Genomic DNA, 15,810 nt, shown 5'->3' on the forward strand with positions numbered 1-15,810 from the left:
GCGAGGAGGGGTCGATGAGCCGTCGTCCGTCTCGTCGTCGATCGATGAGCCGTCGATCGAGGGCGCGCGGGGCCGACCTCATTTTTTGAGGGGGAGTTGTGCGAAGCGGACGCGGTCTAGGCGGGATCACGCTTCGTACGCCGCACTTCGCACACCGCACAGTGAACCGGGCCAGGGTCCGGGGTTGATCGGAACAAGATCAGAATCCGATCAGAGATTCACCAGTATTCGGTAAAGAGCACTACGCCGTTCGACCCTTCGTGCAATACCTCCCCGAAGTCGTCACACAGTCGGCCACAATCAGGCTATTACCGCAGGTCACACCCCGGATGGGATCACGTCGGCGCCGGCAGCCTGACCCTGAACCACGTGCCCTCGTGCGACGGTTCGAGGACGACCGTGCCGCCGTGGGCCTGTGCTATTGCGGCGACGATGCTCAGGCCGAGGCCGCTGCCCGCGGCGGTCGTCTCCTCGCCGCGCACGAAGCGGTCGAAGATACGGGCGCGCAGCTCGCGCGGGATGCCGGGGCCGTCGTCCATGACCTCGATGACCCGGTAGCCGTCCTCCGTGCCGAGCCCGAGTGTCGTCGTCGTGCCGTCGGGGGTGTGCACCCGGGCGTTGGTCAGGAGGTTGGCGACGAGCTGGTGGAGCCGCAGCGGGTCGCCGGTGACGGTGTGGTCGCCGGGGGCGAGCAGCAGCCGTACGGGGTGGTCGGGGTGGCAGTCGCGGGCGGCGGAGGCGGCGTCGCGGCACAGCCGGGCCAGGTCGACACAGCGGAGCTGGAGGGGCTGGCCCAGGTCCAGGCGGGTGAGGAGGAACAGCTCGTCTATGAGCGTGCTCATGCGCTCGACCTCGATCGCCACCCGGCCGAGCGCCTCCTGCCGCATGGACTCGTACGTCGGGTCGCCGACCCGGGCGAGTTCGGCGTACCCGGAGATGGTGGTGAGCGGGTTGCGCAGTTCGTGTCCGGCGGTGGCCAGGAACTCGCGCAGCCGGCACTCGGTCTCATGGCGTTCCCTGGCCTCGCGGCGGGCGAGCCATCGGGCGCCCGACAGCACCGCGATCAGCAGGGGCAGCGCGGCGAGGGCCTCCACCTGGAGGAGGTGGATCGCGGTTGGGCGGATACTCGCCGTGGACTGGGCGGTGACGACGTAGCTGCCGTCCTGGCTCAGCCCGGCCCGGGGGGTGCGGACGACCTGGGCGCGGTAGCCGCCGCCGAGCTCCACGGGGCGAGGGTGGGCCGCGTAGCTCTTCAGCCGGGCGAGGGAGAGCGCGGGGAAGGACGGCAGGCGGTCCGAACCCGAGTACCGCTCGATCACGCGGCCGCGGGTGTCGAGGACGAGGACGAGTGACTCGTCGTTCAGCACGAGCGGGCGGCGGGAGACGGGCGGGCCGAGACCGGTCTGGCTGAGCCGGGTGATGTCCCGGTCGGTGCGGGCGACGAGGTGGTGGACGAGGGCGCCCGCGGAGATCGCGGCGAGCGTGCCGAAGGTCGTCAGCGTGGCGAACAGCCAGAAGGCAAGGGTGCGTTGGGCACTCTTGTCGGCCCACACGGTCTCCTCGCGGCCGGGCCGCGTCGCCCGGTCCGGGGTCGGCACGGCTCTGCTGTTCGCCTGAGCCGTCCATGCTTCGGGCACCGCCGTCCCGGCCGGTCGCTTCCCTCCCCGCCCGGCCGCCCGCAGCCCGGCGGTCTTCACCGCCGAGACCAGGCTGTTGGCCCCGAACGAGCCGCCGGGCCCGGGTACCGGGCCGATTCCGTTCAGTCCGCGCACAGTTGGTAGCCCACTCCTCGCACGGTCCGTATGAGGGACTGTCCGGATTCGCCCAGTTTGCGGCGCAGATAGTAGATGTAGGTGTCGACGACCCCGGACCCCTCGTCGCGGTGGTTCCAGACGCGTTCCTGGATCTGGCCGCGGGAGAGCACCCGGCCGGGGTTCTCCATCAGATAGCGCAACAGCGCGAACTCCGTCGTGGTGAGGTCGACCGGCTGGCCCGCCGCCCACACCTGGTGCGCGTCGGCGTCCAGTTGCACCGCGCCCGCGCGCAGCCGGTTGCGGTCGGCCGGGGGCTGGCCGCCGCCCGCCCGGCGCAGCAGGGCCCGTACCCGCGCGGCGATCTCCTTCAGCTCGAACGGCTTGGTGACGAAGTCGTCGCCGCCCATGTCGAGCCCGCGCACGCGGTCGTCGACCCCGCCGAGCCCGGTGAGGAACAGCACCGGCACGTCGTTGCCGCGTTCGCGCAGCGTCCGGCAGACCTCGAAGCCGCTGAGGTCGGGGAGGTTGACGTCGAGCAGGACGAGGTCGGGGTTGAGCCGGGTGACGGCCTGGAGTGCCTGGCGTCCGGTGGACGCGGTGGTCACCTGGTAGCCGAGGAACTCCAGAGCCATGGAGAGCATCGAGCGGATGCCCTCCTCGTCGTCCACGACGAGCAGACGGCCGGTCGAGAGGGGCAGCGTGGGTATCGGTGGCGCGGACAGTGCCGGCATGGAGGGGACAACGACAGAGGGCACAGGCGTGGTCATGTCCTGTTCCTTTGCGACCGTGACCTCACTTTGAGGTCTCAAGTACTGAGAGGTCGTATCGTCACACATACCGGCAGGTAAGCGAGAGCGCTTTCCGACTGAGGCTTTTTTCACGGGGGTTGAAAGCAACCGTCGGGATGTTTGCCCCTAGTCACGCACGCGCCCTGCCGCTCCCCGCCGGATTTGCGGCAAAACAGCGAAGAGCGCGCCCGGTCGTAGCCCCGGACGCGCTCTGCGACGTAATTTCTACTGGCTTCTGGCTGAATACCGCTGGACCTCAGCTGGTGAAGGTGAAGTATTTCCAGGAGCTGTGCGTAGTCGTGTTCACGTTGTCGCCGGAGTCGGTGTCGATGTACGACGACCGGAGCCGGAAGCGGACGCCCGTGCTCGGCGTGCCGGTCAGCTCGATCGCGCCCACACCGTCCGACTCCAGCTCGAAGTAGTCCTTGTCGCCGGAGTGCCAGGCGTCGCCGTAGTACGCCTGCACCTCGACGCGGTACTCGCGGCCCGGGTAGTACGTCATCTTCGTCGTGAACAGCGGGTCCACGGACTTCCGGAAGTAGTAATACGTGTGGTTCCAGGCGTACTTGGTCTTGTAGTGGCGGCTCGGCGTCGTCGACACCTGCACCTTGGTGTAGACGCGGCTCGTCACCGACGTCGGCGCGCTGCGCAAGTCGCCCGCGAACTTCGCCGTGAGCTTGGTGTCCCGGGTCAGGTCCAGCGTGACGGACAGGTTCCCGGACGAGTTCACGTTGCCGGACTTCACCAGCCTGTTCGGCTTGTCGGAGCCGTAGGGGTCGGCCCAGATCTCGACCTCGCGGTTCTTGTACGTCGTCCCGAGGTGCGCGGTGAACGTGACGTCGGCGCCGTACGCGTACGTCGTGCCGTTCTTGTTCAGCGTCAGTGAGGTCGCCGTGCGAGAGACCTCGACCGTGTCGTACGCGGAGGCCGACTCGTGCGTGGTGTCGCCCGCGTAGGAGACGGTGTACGTCACCGGACCACCGTTCGGCGGGGTGTCCTTGAAGGAGTACGTGCCGTCCGCCGCGACCGTGACAGGGGCGAGCGCCTTGCCGGCCGCGAACTCCAGGTCGGTGCGGGTGACCGTGAGCGTCGCCCCGGACGGGAAGGCCGCGTCCGACGTCAGCTTGCCGGTGACGGTCAGTTCCTTGGCGCGGGTGGCGGTCGCGGGCGCGTTCACCGTCAGGCTCGTCGGGGACTGCACGACGTCGTTCAGGTCGCGCAGCGCGTACCCGCCCGTGCCGAGGGCGACGACCGCGAACAGGTGCGACTCGTCCGGCGCCCAGGCCAGGGCCCCGGCCGCGAGGGAGCCCGCGCCCGTGCCGTCGGCCGTGTTCGTGAAGTCGTAGATGTGCTCGGCCGTGGCCGCGCCCGGCTCGTAGACCCACACGTCCGGCGAGTACGCGCCGTCGATGCCCGCGGCGACCGTGCCGTCGGGGGCGATCTCGACCGCGTTCGGGTACGAGTCGGTCGGGTACTTGCCGTCCGGCGTCAGGTCCGAGGTCCTGTACACCTGGTGGAAGTACGGGGCGCCGCTGGCCACCACCAGGTGGGAGCCGTCGGGGGTGAGGGCGAGGTCGCGCAGGTTGCTCGCCGTGTACTCGTCGGTGTTCGGGCCGCTCGCCGTCCGCTTCGCCGTCCCCGACGACACGTCGTAGACGGCCACGCTGATCGGGCTCACGCCCTCGATGCCCGCCGCCAGGGTGTTCGGGGCGCCCGGGGTGGAGGTCAGGGTCGGGGCCGCGTACCAGCCGCCGTCCTGCTTGAGCGTGACCACCGGGTCGGCGCCGGACACGTCCAGTGAGCCGAGGTTGCCCTGGGCCGCGCCGCCGTAGCCGAACCACAGCTTGCCGCCGGCCCACGCCGGGTACTGCGGGTCGGTGCCCTCGCCCGTCGGGTACCGCTCGGCCTCGGTGACGGTCGCCGTGTCGATGGCCACGATCGCGTCGTCGCCCGGCACGGCCGCGTAGAGCGTGCCCGAGTCCGGCGACAGTTCGAGCCCCTTGGCGCCGGGCAGCGAGGGCACGCTGCCGACGACCTTGCCCGCGTAGTCCGTGGCCACGACCTGGCCGCCGGTCGGGTCGGAGACGAAGACCCGCTGGTGGACGCCGTCCACGACGATGTCGCCCGACGACTGCACGGGCAGGGGTGTGCTGGTGTCGGCCACCGCCGGGGCGGCCGTGCCGACCGCGAGCGCGGCCGAACCGAAGAGGACGGCCAGCGCGGTGGCAGCCGGAAGAGCGCGGACGCGCAGAGTTTCGCGCACGGTGTTTCGAACCCCCCGGAACGAAAAGCAGATGAGCGTCGCGTACGCCTGTGCTGTACGCGAGCGAATGAGCGAAGAGTAGGTCACCCAAATGACAGGGAGTGCACAGGGGGTGCTTGACGCCGCGCGGGTCCGGAGGGGACGTACTCGCACGTCACACGCCGTGGCCCCACCTCACGCGCCGTCACCCGAACGGCCCTGCGCGACACCGTCACCCGGTCGGCGCACTGCTATTCACAAGGGGAGACATAAAGGTCAGAAGTTATGAAGCCAATGAAATGAAGGGAATAACCACCCCCATGGTCACCCTGTCCATCGACTTCACCCAGGGCCTCGACGACGCCTGGTCGAAGATCGCGCAGTTCGTACCGAGACTCCTCGCCTTCCTGGTGATCCTGGTCGTCGGCTGGTTCGTCGCGAAACTGGTCGCCCGGGTCCTCGGCCGCGTCCTGCGCAAGCTCGGCACCGAGAAGCTCTCCGAGCGCGCGGGCACGAGCCGACTCCTCCGCGACTCCTCGTACGACCTGACCGGCATCATCTGCAGGATCGTCTATTACGCGCTGACGCTGATCACCCTCCAGCTCGCCCTCGGCGTCTTCGGCGCCAATCCGGTCAGCGAGCTGATCAACGCCATCGTGGCCTGGCTGCCGCGCGGCCTCGTCGCCGTCGTCCTCGTCGTCGTGGCGATGGCCATCGCGAACGCGGTACGCGGCCTCGTCGCCACCGCCCTGTCGTCGGTCTCGTACGGCAGGACGCTCGCGACCGTCGTCTGGGCCTGCGTCCTGGGCCTGGGCGTCATCGCCGCGCTCGGCCAGGCGGGCATCGCCCGTGACGTCACCCGCCCCGTCCTCTACGCGGCCCTCGCCACCGTCGTCGGCATCCTGATCGTCGGCGTCGGCGGCGGCCTGATCGCCCCGATGCGCCAGCGCTGGGAGCGGGCACTGACGACCGTCGAGCGGGAGACGGCCCGGGTGGGCCACGGCGACGCCCTCCCCCACCAGCAGGTCCGGGAGCGGACTGACCTGCCACGCACGACCGACGCATGACGGGGTGACCCGGACACGGAGGCGGCCGTCGGCGGAGGGGGATTCCGTCGGCGGCCGCGGTGTTCGGTGAGCAGGCCGTGGCGTTGGACAGGCCAGCTGATGGCGGTGAGCCAGCACACGGCGTAGTCGTGACCGACGGGCTCGCGCCGGTCGAGTTCGGCGAGGGCGTCCAGGAACCCGAGGGTGTGGTCGGCGAGGTCCTCATGGTGGGCCGGCCGTGGGATCAGCCCCGACGAATTCACCGCCAGCCGCTCCCTGATCTCCGCCACATGCTGATGCACGGCGGTCGTGAACGCGGGCTCATCGGCGAACTCCGCGAAACGGGGCGCGAACGCGCTGCTGATCCGCGCCAACGGGGACGGAGAGGGTTGCGGGGACAGGGGCACCACTCCAAGGTAGGCGGAGCCGGAGCCTTCATCGTCGCTCCGGAGGCCTTCCCCGCCTTTATCGCCTACGTCAGCCAGCCCAGCACCTCCCTTCGGTAGCGCGTCACCGCAGCCAAGGCTGACTCCGGCTCGGTGGCGAGTAGGCCGCGGGCGGTGGTGAGAAGCTCGATCGAGTCGGGGCGAGCATCCTCCTCAGCGAAGATCCGCGTGAGTGTGGCACCGAGAACCAAGTAGGCCCGCACCTGGGCCACCACACGCGCCGTGCCGTACTCGTCGGGGTGGATGTCCGGGGCGTTGTTCGTGATGGCCGTCCAGTCGTCGGAAGTGACCGGGGCCTGGAACGCCTCCGCGATCCAGCGCGCGGCGGCAGGGGCCTGTTCACCGGTGAGCGTGGCTGTGTAACGAGTCTGGGCGGAGAGTACGGCGCGGGCGTCCTCCTCGATCAACTTTCTTGCCAGCGACCGCAGATCAGCGGTGTTGCGCACCGTACGCTCCACGGCGAGGCTCATCACCGCGCGCAGCAGATCGCGAGGGAGCCCGCCGGACAACACCTGGCACAGCCACAGGTACGGCTCGGGCAGTCGGACACCCCGCAACTCGAGGAGTTCGCGTGCCTGGGGGAGGCCCAGGGGGTTTAGGGCGACAACTCGATCGAAGGCGCTGTCGAAGACTGTGCGTACGTCGAGAACGTGCCTTCCGAAGGCGGTCAGCGCGTCCTCGGAGACGGCGACGAGGAAATGGCAGCCTCGGATGCCGAAGACGACCTTGAGATCGTTGAGGAACCGCTCGGTCTCCTGCGCGCTGCCGAGCTTGTCGAGTTCGTCGATCCCGATGACGACACGTCCGCCCAGTGCCCGCCGTTCCAGGGAAACCTGGTCGAGGAACCCACGGAAACGGGCGACCAGTTCGGGATAGGTGAGGATCTGCTGGGTGTGCTGGACCTGCTGCCCGTCGGCGAGCTGGAGTCCGAGCCCGCCCGGCAGAGCGAATTGGGCACTGCGGGTGCGCATCAAGGTCAACTGGTAGTGCAGAGTGCGCAGATGGGCGGCGGCCGAGGCTTCGGCGCTGTCGGCCGGCGCGACGGCCTGGCGTTCCGCTCGTCCGGGCAGGGTCAGGATCCATGCGAGGCCGGCCACGATGAGCAGGGCGCCACCGCTGAGCAGCAGGGCCTCGGCGTGCCCGGTGATCACGTCTGTGGCGGCCGTGCGATGCGGCCACAGCAACGTGGTGAGGACGACGATGAAGCCCGCGACCAGGATCAGGAAGCCGCCCAGACGGTGGCCCAGGGCTGTGCGGCGTGCTGTATCGGCTCCGGGGCGTCCGTCGGCCGTCGGTTCCTCGCCGATGATGCGGCGGCACACCTCCGCGAACAGGTGGATCAGGAATTCCCTGGGATCGTACGAGGTCGGAGCGGGCACCAACACCAGCAGATCGTCGGCGGCGGATGTCGGACCGGGCGTGCAGAACCGCTGCATGAGGCTGGACTTGCCCGCGCCACGCGGACCGCTGACGCCGATGCTGGCGCTCTCCAGTTCGCGCAGGTGGAAGGCGATCTCGTCGGCTGCGGCGGTATCGACGAACTGGTCGGAGCTGCGCGTTCCGGTAAGACGGGAGGGAGCGATGGCCGGTAGGTCCGGCGATTCCGCGGTGTCCTCACTCACCCGCAGACGGCTTCGGATGAGCGGCATCACGCCATCCCGGGCCACGATCGTCAGCCAGTCCCGGTGGGCCTGGAGGGCGGCGTCACGGTGGCGGTCGTGGGGCACGGGGAGGACGGGCCAGACCGAGGGGTCGTCGTCCTCGACGGCACGGGCGCGGGTGACGTGGGGGCGCGCGAGGGCCCAGGCGACGAGGGCGAGGACGGCAAGGAAGGCGGTGGCCCAGGCGACGGTGGTGAGGGTGTGCTCCGGGACGAAGGCTTCGGTGTACCTGGCTTCCAGGAAGCCCACCAGGCACCAGAACACGATGAAGACGACAGACCGGCCTTTGCTGAAGGCCGATCGGAAGTAGTCATAGATTTCCTCATCCGACAGGGAATCTGTCCTGTACCCCATGTAGGCGAGCGGGGCGACAACCGCCACGACTGCCCCGGTCACCACCTCGGGACGTCGTAGATCCAGGTCGAGCCACAGGCCGACGCCTCTGGCAGTGATGCCTCCGGCCACCAGAGCCAGAACGCTGTAGAAGCGTGCCGCTCTCGGCCTTGCCCAACGAGGAACGCGCACAGCGTCGCTCATCCGCCCCCGAGCCCTTTGACGGCGTTCGTAGGACGCGAAGCCACGGTCTGCGACTGCTCGCAGATCCCCGGTCAGCGCCCGCTGGGCCAGTTCGGAGACGTGGCCGGCCTCCTGCTCGTAGGTCTCGGGGGAACCGTCCGACATGTGGGCGAGATAGGCGACGGACTCCGGTAGGAGCAGGACCTCGGCGTGTATGTCCTTCTCGAACCGTTCCGTGGTGCGGACGTGTGGCAGACGGCCTGTCACCCGGGCGCCGAGAGCCCTGCGGACCTGGTCGTGGCGGAAGGAGTAGCAGCCTGCGCCATATCCGTCGGCCGGTACGAGGGGCCTCCATTTCTGGGCGTCGGCCAGGAAGCGGTCGAGACGTGGTGGCAGTTCTCCCGCGAGAACGAGACCGAGGTGAGTGAGACGGTAGCGGCCCCAGGCGCTGCCGTGCAGGAGCGTGGCGCTGAAGAAGCCGACGGCCAGCGCAGCCCAGATGTACCAGGGAAGGCCCCGGCCGGTCGGGTCGACATCGGCCCGGAGCCGGTAGAAGCTGAGGCAGACGAGGAACGTGACCACAGCGGATACAAGCAGCGCTGCCCACAGGTCGCCGCGCCGATCGCCGACCGGACGAGCCCGGCGGGTGTCGGTGTCTGGTCCTGTGAACAGGATCACGAGTCCTGTGAGGACACATGCCGTCAACAAGGTGATGGTGGTGGCGGAGACCCCCGTCGGTTTTACCGCGGAGATGGACAGGACGATGTACCACGCGCAGAACAAGAAGACATAGATCGAGCGGTCGCCAAGGTCACGGTGGGGGTGCGTAAGCATCCTACTGAGTCGCCCGATGCGACGCGGCAGTTGCCCGGTCTGACTGAACGTCGAGATCTCGGCCAGTCGGCAGAACACCAGGTACCCCGCCGTCAAAGCGAGCATCGTGAGCCCGAGTTTCCGATTCGTCTCCGCGGCCAGGATCACCGGAATCCCCAGCAGCGCGGCTGTTACGCCCCAGAGCACACGCTGTGATCCGTACCTCTCCGCCATCCGCCACCACAGCAGCAGACCGTCTTCCTCGTGCCCCATCGCGTCGGTGAGTAACTCGAGTTGGCGTTTGCGTCTGCCGCCGTCCTGCGCGTCCTCCTCGCCGCTCTCGATACGGGCCGTCTGGTCGGCGATGCCGGCGATCCGGTCGCGTACGGATTCGGCATCGGGGAATCGCGAGCTGTCGGTCAGCTCGGCCGGGTCGCGGTCCTCGGGGCCTTCGTATCCGTCGACCGCGAGGGACAGGAACCAAGGCGAGGAGAGCGCCTCGGCCAGCCGTCCCTGCACGTCCTGTTCGACGGTGTCCGCGACCGGTGCCCAGCGTTGCGCGTCGGCCTCGCGTAGATAGGTGGAGACGGCGGATGCGGGGAGGGGAAGCAGCGTCGCTGTCATGCCGGGACTCGTGCCGAGGAGGTCCGTCATGTCTTCGTGGACGGACGGTCGGCAGGTCAGTACGTACCCGGGAAACCCCAAGAGCCAGCGCGACAACACCGCTATGGCACGGGTGTGTTGGGAGGAGGGAAGTTCGTCGAGGCCGTCGAGTACGGGCAGTACGTTCCGTCCCGTCACCAACCGACGCACCGCCGTCTCGTCGACGCTGTACCGGTTGGAGAGACGGGAGACGAACCAGCCCTCCACGCCCTCCGACGCCGGATTCCATGAGGAGAGGTCGGCCAGGACGGGCACGGGGCGTTCCGTCGGCACATCGCCTTCCGCCAGCTCGGCGACGAGCCTGCGGGCGGTGGTCGTCCTGCCCGAGCCCGGGGCGCCGATGATCACGAGACGCCCGGAGGCCTGGGGCAGGCTTTCGTACAGCTCTGCCAAACTCCCGTCGGTCACCGCCCATGGCGGCCCGCTGATCGGCGGGCGCAGCGCCTCTTCCACTTGCCGGAGCTGATCCGACTCCACCGATCGGACACGCCGCAGGAGTAGGTCGGAGGAGGGAGACCCACGATCGGGCCGGCGGCCTCGGCTTCTTGCTGCCCAAAAGGAGGTGATCGCCCCACCCAGGCAGAGTGCGCCCAGCCCGCCGGACATAACGATTCCGTTCACTCGGCCGGTGTGGAACTCCCACAGTTTCAAGCCCAGGATCAGGACGAAAAAGGTCGTCAGCCACGTGCCGATGAGTACGAGAAGGCGACGTGAGTTCCCCGAGTTGGCCATCCGCGTATCCTCGGGGATCGGTCCTCACTCCCGCTATAGCAGGCGTATCGGCGTGCATGAGCCGTCCTGCTACTGGATCGGGTCGGCGGCTTTCGGCGTCGCATCGCGTCGCAGAAGACATTCGTCGGCCACCGGCGGTTCACCATCGCCGCCAGGATCGCGAACTGTGTCCGTGGAGGGCACCTCGAACCCGTACTGGTCCAGCGGCTTCGCCGCCGTGGTAGTGGGCGGGAGTGGAGAAGGTGAGCCGTCCGCCGGGGATGCAGCCCCTCGGCGATGGCGGGCAACGGAGCGTGCGGGTCGGTGAAGTCGAGGGCGCCGAACACGCTGTGGACCACGTCGTAGCCGGACGAGCGTTCGCGCAGGTACGTGGCGGCGTCGGTGCAGACCAGCCGCAGCGAGGGCAGGTCCCCGTACCGTTCGAGGCCGCGTTCCTGCCGCAGTGGATCGCGGTCGATGGCCACGACGGATGCGACGGGTTGGGACCGGGCGACGTACGCGGCCTGGCGCCCGGAGCCGGCACCGGCCTCGGCGGCGCCGCTGCCATCGAGGTCGCCGAGGAGTTCCGGATCGGGCTCCACGCGCTGGTACCAGTCTCAACGGAAGCGGTGGACGACGGGGCCTACTGCTGGTTGCCGGGTGATGGTTGAGGAAGGCGTCACGGGCCCGTCCTGCTGGGTCAGGAGTGATCACCGAGGTCGTCCCGCCGGTTGCACCCGAAGGCACACTGTCGAGAGGGACCGCGAGGGCCGTGCCCCGCCGGGAGGAGGGGCACGGTGGAAGCAGGGTCAGTGGCTGTCGCTGCCGTGGTGGCACGGTCCGCATCCGGCCGCGTCCCGGCGTCCGCGTACAACAGGCATGTGAGAGCTGATCGCCGCAGCACAGCACCGGGCGTGGAGGCAAGACAGCGGCCCCGGGTCGCATGCCGATGCCCTGGTCCGCGCGCTCACAGACGCCGCCCACCTCGCACAGAAACGTAACAGCACACTCGTTCTAGTGAACGGCTCCGGATGTCCGGCGTGAGTCATCGGTCCTCGCTGTGATGGTCATTCCGAACGAAGGAGGTCTGTCATGTCGACAGCGGAGCCGATCATCATGCCGGGGCGGCAGGACGAGAAAACCGCGCACTTCGTCTCGCCGCCCGACGCCTATACCTGGAAGCCGGAGCGTACGCTGAGCGAGACGGTGCTGCCGGCTGAGACTCCTGAGCCCGAGCCGCCGGACACCGCGGATCTCGCACCCGTGGCAGACCGAGGAGACGTCGGCATGACCAAACAGGCCATCTACCGGCACTTGCGCGAGCTCCGTGACGACTTCACCCCGCCGCCTGGTCTGACGTACCCGGAGATCAGTGACGAGCAGATCGTCATGATGATGAGCCCGCGTCCTCGGCATCAGCTCACGGCCAAGGACATCACGCGTCAGCTCGATCCACAGCTTCCCGAAGGGATCTTCGCCTATGAGAGCACCGACGTCGACGACGAGAATCTCGGCAAGCTCCGGGTCCCCGACATCATCGTCACCTCCCGGGAGGCGATGATGACCGACGATCCGCTGGACCCCCGCGAGATCACCCTCGCCATCGAGATCGTGTCCCCCTCCAACCCGGACAACGACTACCGCGACAAGACCTCCGACTACCCCGCCATGGGTATCCCCCACTATCTGATCGTCGACCCGCGCAACGGCACGTGGACGTATCAGTGGCAGATCGGCAAGGTAGGCGGCTTGGTGGCGTACGAGAACCGGTTGCACCTGTCGTACAAAAACACCGTCACCATCACCACCGAGCTGGGCGAATGGACGATCGAGACCGGTGATCTACCTCGGTACAGCGAGAGGGACATGCGGCACGTGTGAGGCGCCCGAAGCCCTGAGGCGGATCTCCGAGCGGGACTCAGACGGGAAACACATGAGCCACCGTCATCAGCGCCACCACCGTCAGGAACGCGGCGGCGAAGGAGCGGGCGTGGCGGGTGAGCAGGTCTCGGAGCACGGGGACCTCACAACGGCGGCGGCGGTGGCCGGCTGGTTCGTCCTGCGTGGTTGACGTGTCGCTCAACGTAAGCGGTGGGGGTGTCAACTGCAAGAGAAGGGTGGGGAGTTGGGATGAAAAGGCCGACGTGACCGGGCTTACTGGCATGCTTGCGTCATGGTGGGCATGGCCGAGCGTGACGACCCCGAAGTCATCGGGCGAAGGGTGCAGCGGCTGCGGGCCGAACGCGGGCTGACACAGCGGCAGTTGGCGGAGCCGGTGTACACGCCCGCCTATGTCTCCACACTGGAGGCCGGCCGCGTACGGGCCTCCGAATCCGCCCTGCGGCATATCGCCGAGCGGCTCGGCGTGGAGTACGAGGAACTGGTCACGGGGCGGCCCGCCGGGTTCGCCACCGAGGTGCGGCTGCGGCTCACCGGCGCCCAGCGCACCCTCGCCACCGGTGCCACCGAGGCCGCCGCGCAGGGGTTCGCGGTCGTGCTCGCCGAGGCCGAGGAGCACGGGCTGGTCGCGGAGGAGGCGGACGCGCTGCTCGGGCTCGGCGAGTGCGCCCTGGAGAACGGGGATCTGGAAGCCGCCCGGTCACGGTTCGAGCAGGCCGAGCAGCGCCTGGGTGACGCCCCGCTGCCGAGCCGGGTCCCCGCACTGCGCGGCCGGGCCGTCGCCCACTACCTCGCCGGTGAACTCCGTTACTCCTGCTATCTGTTCGAGTCCACGCTCGACGAGCTCAACCGGAGCGGGATGCATGATCCGGATGCGCTGCTGCTGCTCTACACCGGCGTCATCGGCCCCTACATGGACATGGGCGCCCACGCCCGTGCCGCCCAGGCCGCCGAGCTGGCCCTCGCTCTCGCGCCGCGGTCCGGTGACCCGGCCCTCGTCGCCCGTATGCACCGGTCCGTCGCCCGCACGATGATCGCGGAGGGGCGGATCGCGGAGGCCGATGCCTCGCTCGCCAAGGCCTCCGAGCTGTACCGGCAGCTCCAGATCCGCACCGAGCTCGCCAACTGCCACTGGATGCGCGGATATCTGTACGCCCAGAACGGCGAGTACGAGCGTGCCGAGGAGGAACTGCGGGAGGCCCGCCGCATGCTCTCCGCCAAGCGCGCCGCCCTCTACACCAGCCAGGTCGCCGTCGAGCTGGCCGACGTGCTCCACCGGAGAGAGAAGTCCGACGAGGCCGCCGATCTGCTGCGCGAGGTGCTGAGCGACCTCAGCCCGGAACGCGGCGCCCTGCACTCCGCCGCCGCCCACCGCCTCCTCGGCATCATCGCCGAGGACGCCCGCGACACCGAGGTCGCCGAGGAGCACTACGTCCGCGCGCTCAGCCTGCTGGAACGGGCGGGGGCCGCCGGCGACCTGGCCGACCTGTGCCGGCTGCTGGGTGATCTGTTCCGGCGCACGGGCCGGGTCGAGGCCGCGCTCGACGCGTACCGCACCGGCCTCGGCCACCGGACCACCCCGGGCACCACGACCCTCGGCCCGGCCCCCGCACAGCCGCCTCTTTGACGATTCCGGGCCCCAGCACAGCCCCGCTGGCCGGCCTCCGCACAGTGCGGAGCCGGCAGAAGAGGGGTGTCATCGACGGCGTACGGCTCGGCCTGCGTGTCCTCGTCCGGGCTGGTCTCAACCCGGCTGGTGCTGATGGCGGAAGACCTCCTGGAGCGCTGCTCCGGGAGGCGGCCTGAGCCAGGAATCCCCTTCCCTTCAGAAAGGGGAGGATTCAAATGCCGAAGTCCATCTCCGCGAGCACCTCGCCGTCGGTGCCGTAGACCGTGACCTTGTCCACGGGGTCGCGGAAGTCGAGGGAGTGTTTGAGTTTCTCCGGGACCTCCACCTCGCCGTACCAGACGCCCCAGCTGGTGTTGCCCTTCAGCCGCAGGACCGTGCCGCCCACCGCCTTGCCGTCGAAGGTCGTGATCTCCACGCGGGCGGCCGCGGACCGCACGCCGTAGAAGAGGCCGGAGACGAGGTAGCCGTCCGAGATCCCGCCGCCGCCCTGCATGGAGATACCGGGCTCGGTCGTGTCGAGGTTGCCGTCGACGACGCTGCGGAACTCCTCCAGTGTGAGGGCGCCCGTGTCGGGGTCCGGCTGCCGCCAGTGCTTGCCGTCCGCCGTCAGCCAGAACTCCGTACCGTCCTCGGAGGTCACCCGCTCGCCCGGAGTCACGAGCCGTACCTTCCCGGCCGGGGGGCCGGTCGGGGTGGGCGAGGGTGTCGTGCGGGGGGCCGTCGCCGGGGGTGACATCGGCTGGACCGACTCCGAGGGGCCGTCCGGGCGGAAGGCCAGCACCATCAGCGGGGCCAGCAGCAGGGCGCAGCCGCTGCTCAGCGTGGTGGCCCGGCGGAGGCGCCGACGCCTGCGCCCGTCGCGTTCGATCGCGGCCAGCGGGACCGGCGGCGGGGTGAAGGCGTACGCGGCCTCGGAGAACGCCTCGCGCAGCAGCTCCCCCGTGTCGGTGGCGGCGGTGCCGTCGTCGTCGAGGGTGCCGTCGGTCCCGGGGGTCGGGTGGTTCATGGGCGGGCTCCGGGGACGGGCGAGGGGGGCGCCGGGGCGAACGACGGGGTGGTGGTGAACGAAGGGTGGGCGCGCAGGGCCGTCAGGCCGCGGCGGAGGTGGGTCTTGACCGTGCCGAGCGAGCAGCCGAGCAGTTCGGCGATCTCGTTCTCGCCCAGGTCCTCCCAGTAACGCAGCACCAGCACGGACCGCTGCCGGGCCGAGAGTTCCGTGAGGGCCTGGGTGAGCGCGGCCCGCTGGGCGATCGACTCGGCGTGCCCGGCCTGGGGCTCGTGCACCCGCTCCGGCAGGAACGGCATCAGCAGATGGGCGACCCGTCTCTTCCGTACGCGGCTGATGTTGTTGTTGACCAGCGACCGCCGTACGTAGAAGTCGACCTCGTCGCGCGGTATGCGCCGCCAGCGGGAGTACACCTTCGCCAGCGTGGTCTGCACGAGGTCCTCGGCCTCGTGGAAGTCGCCGGTCAGCATGTGCGCGGTGCGCACCAGACGGGGCCAGGCCGCGGTGGCGTACGCGGCGAAGTCGCCGCCGGCGGCGGCGGTCGCCTCAGGCGATCCGGATGTCGTGTGCGGCACGGACGACGGTCCTCGGGTCGGGAACGTGGGGTGGAAGGGGGATGGGGCACCGGACGGCAC

10 protein-coding genes and 1 pseudogene are annotated in these 15,810 nt (G+C 69.4%); 3 read left to right on the forward strand and 8 right to left on the reverse strand.

The features are described from left to right. Positions 1 to 335: 335 nt before the first annotated feature. The 3 genes from SGFS_RS30010 to SGFS_RS30020 form a co-directional block, all read right to left on the reverse strand. The gene (locus tag SGFS_RS30010) at positions 336 to 1,772 is read right to left on the reverse strand and encodes a sensor histidine kinase (RefSeq protein ID WP_286254898.1); all 1,437 of its coding nucleotides are present in this window, start codon (positions 1,770 to 1,772) and stop codon (positions 336 to 338) included. Beyond that, positions 1,760 to 2,521 carry a response regulator transcription factor gene (locus SGFS_RS30015; protein ID WP_434028091.1) on the reverse strand — a complete coding sequence of 254 codons (762 nt, stop codon included), beginning with the start codon at positions 2,519 to 2,521 and terminating at the stop codon, positions 1,760 to 1,762. The genes SGFS_RS30010 and SGFS_RS30015 overlap by 13 nt, the downstream gene beginning before the upstream one ends. 277 nt (positions 2,522 to 2,798) lie before the next feature. Continuing rightward, positions 2,799 to 4,793 (reverse strand): Ig-like domain repeat protein, encoded by a 1,995-nt coding sequence (locus SGFS_RS30020; protein ID WP_286260136.1) that lies wholly within the window; start codon positions 4,791 to 4,793, stop codon positions 2,799 to 2,801. A gap of 290 nt (positions 4,794 to 5,083) precedes the next feature. Here SGFS_RS30020 and SGFS_RS30025 point away from each other — a divergent pair, with 290 nt between their 5' ends. Beyond that, positions 5,084 to 5,851, forward strand: coding sequence for a mechanosensitive ion channel family protein (locus tag SGFS_RS30025; protein WP_286254900.1), 768 nt, complete (start codon positions 5,084 to 5,086; stop codon positions 5,849 to 5,851). A gap of 134 nt (positions 5,852 to 5,985) precedes the next feature. On the opposite strand, the pseudogene SGFS_RS51500 reads toward SGFS_RS30025, so the two are convergent. From SGFS_RS51500 to SGFS_RS51505, 3 genes and pseudogenes are all read right to left on the reverse strand, one after another. Next, positions 5,986 to 6,240: pseudogene (locus SGFS_RS51500) on the reverse strand (DUF6401 family natural product biosynthesis protein); the annotation flags it as partial. Between the two features lie 62 nt (positions 6,241 to 6,302). Then, on the reverse strand, positions 6,303 to 10,322 hold the full coding sequence (locus tag SGFS_RS30035) for an NACHT domain-containing protein (RefSeq protein ID WP_286254901.1): 4,020 nt from the start codon (positions 10,320 to 10,322) through the stop codon (positions 6,303 to 6,305). A gap of 284 nt (positions 10,323 to 10,606) precedes the next feature. Continuing rightward, positions 10,607 to 11,242 (reverse strand): class I SAM-dependent methyltransferase, encoded by a 636-nt coding sequence (locus tag SGFS_RS51505; RefSeq protein WP_350284024.1) that lies wholly within the window; start codon positions 11,240 to 11,242, stop codon positions 10,607 to 10,609. Positions 11,243 to 11,732: 490 nt separating this feature from the next. Between SGFS_RS51505 and SGFS_RS30045 the strand changes: the two genes are divergently transcribed. Both SGFS_RS30045 and SGFS_RS30050 read left to right on the forward strand, forming a co-directional pair. Further along, positions 11,733 to 12,521: a Uma2 family endonuclease gene (locus SGFS_RS30045; RefSeq protein WP_286254903.1), complete on the forward strand. Its 789-nt coding sequence runs from the start codon at positions 11,733 to 11,735 to the stop codon at positions 12,519 to 12,521. Positions 12,522 to 12,822: 301 nt separating this feature from the next. After that, complete coding sequence (locus SGFS_RS30050; protein WP_286260137.1) at positions 12,823 to 14,166, forward strand: helix-turn-helix domain-containing protein; 1,344 nt, start codon at positions 12,823 to 12,825, stop codon at positions 14,164 to 14,166. A gap of 214 nt (positions 14,167 to 14,380) precedes the next feature. On the opposite strand, the gene SGFS_RS30055 is transcribed toward SGFS_RS30050, so the two are convergent. Both SGFS_RS30055 and SGFS_RS30060 read right to left on the reverse strand, forming a co-directional pair. Continuing rightward, positions 14,381 to 15,175, reverse strand: a complete 795-nt coding sequence (locus tag SGFS_RS30055) for a hypothetical protein (RefSeq protein ID WP_286254904.1) — start codon at positions 15,173 to 15,175, stop codon at positions 14,381 to 14,383. Next, positions 15,172 to 15,750 carry a SigE family RNA polymerase sigma factor gene (locus SGFS_RS30060; protein WP_286254905.1) on the reverse strand — a complete coding sequence of 193 codons (579 nt, stop codon included), beginning with the start codon at positions 15,748 to 15,750 and terminating at the stop codon, positions 15,172 to 15,174. The genes SGFS_RS30055 and SGFS_RS30060 overlap by 4 nt, the downstream gene beginning before the upstream one ends. Between the last annotated feature and the right edge of the window lie 60 nt (positions 15,751 to 15,810).

Origin of the sequence: Streptomyces graminofaciens (assembly GCF_030294945.1) — a bacterium.
Classification (GTDB): Bacteria; Actinomycetota; Actinomycetes; order Streptomycetales; family Streptomycetaceae; genus Streptomyces; species Streptomyces graminofaciens.

Excerpts from the sequence above, each read along its gene's own strand:
- SGFS_RS30015 (WP_434028091.1), bottom strand. The coding sequence starts at position 2,521 with ATGACCACGCCTGTGCCCTCTGTCGTTGTCCCCTCCATGCCGGCACTG.
- SGFS_RS30025 (WP_286254900.1), top strand. The coding sequence starts at position 5,084 with ATGAAGGGAATAACCACCCCCATGGTCACCCTGTCCATCGACTTCACC.
- SGFS_RS30045 (WP_286254903.1), top strand. The coding sequence starts at position 11,733 with ATGTCGACAGCGGAGCCGATCATCATGCCGGGGCGGCAGGACGAGAAA.
- SGFS_RS30050 (WP_286260137.1), top strand. The coding sequence starts at position 12,823 with ATGGCCGAGCGTGACGACCCCGAAGTCATCGGGCGAAGGGTGCAGCGG.
- SGFS_RS30055 (WP_286254904.1), bottom strand. The coding sequence starts at position 15,175 with ATGAACCACCCGACCCCCGGGACCGACGGCACCCTCGACGACGACGGC.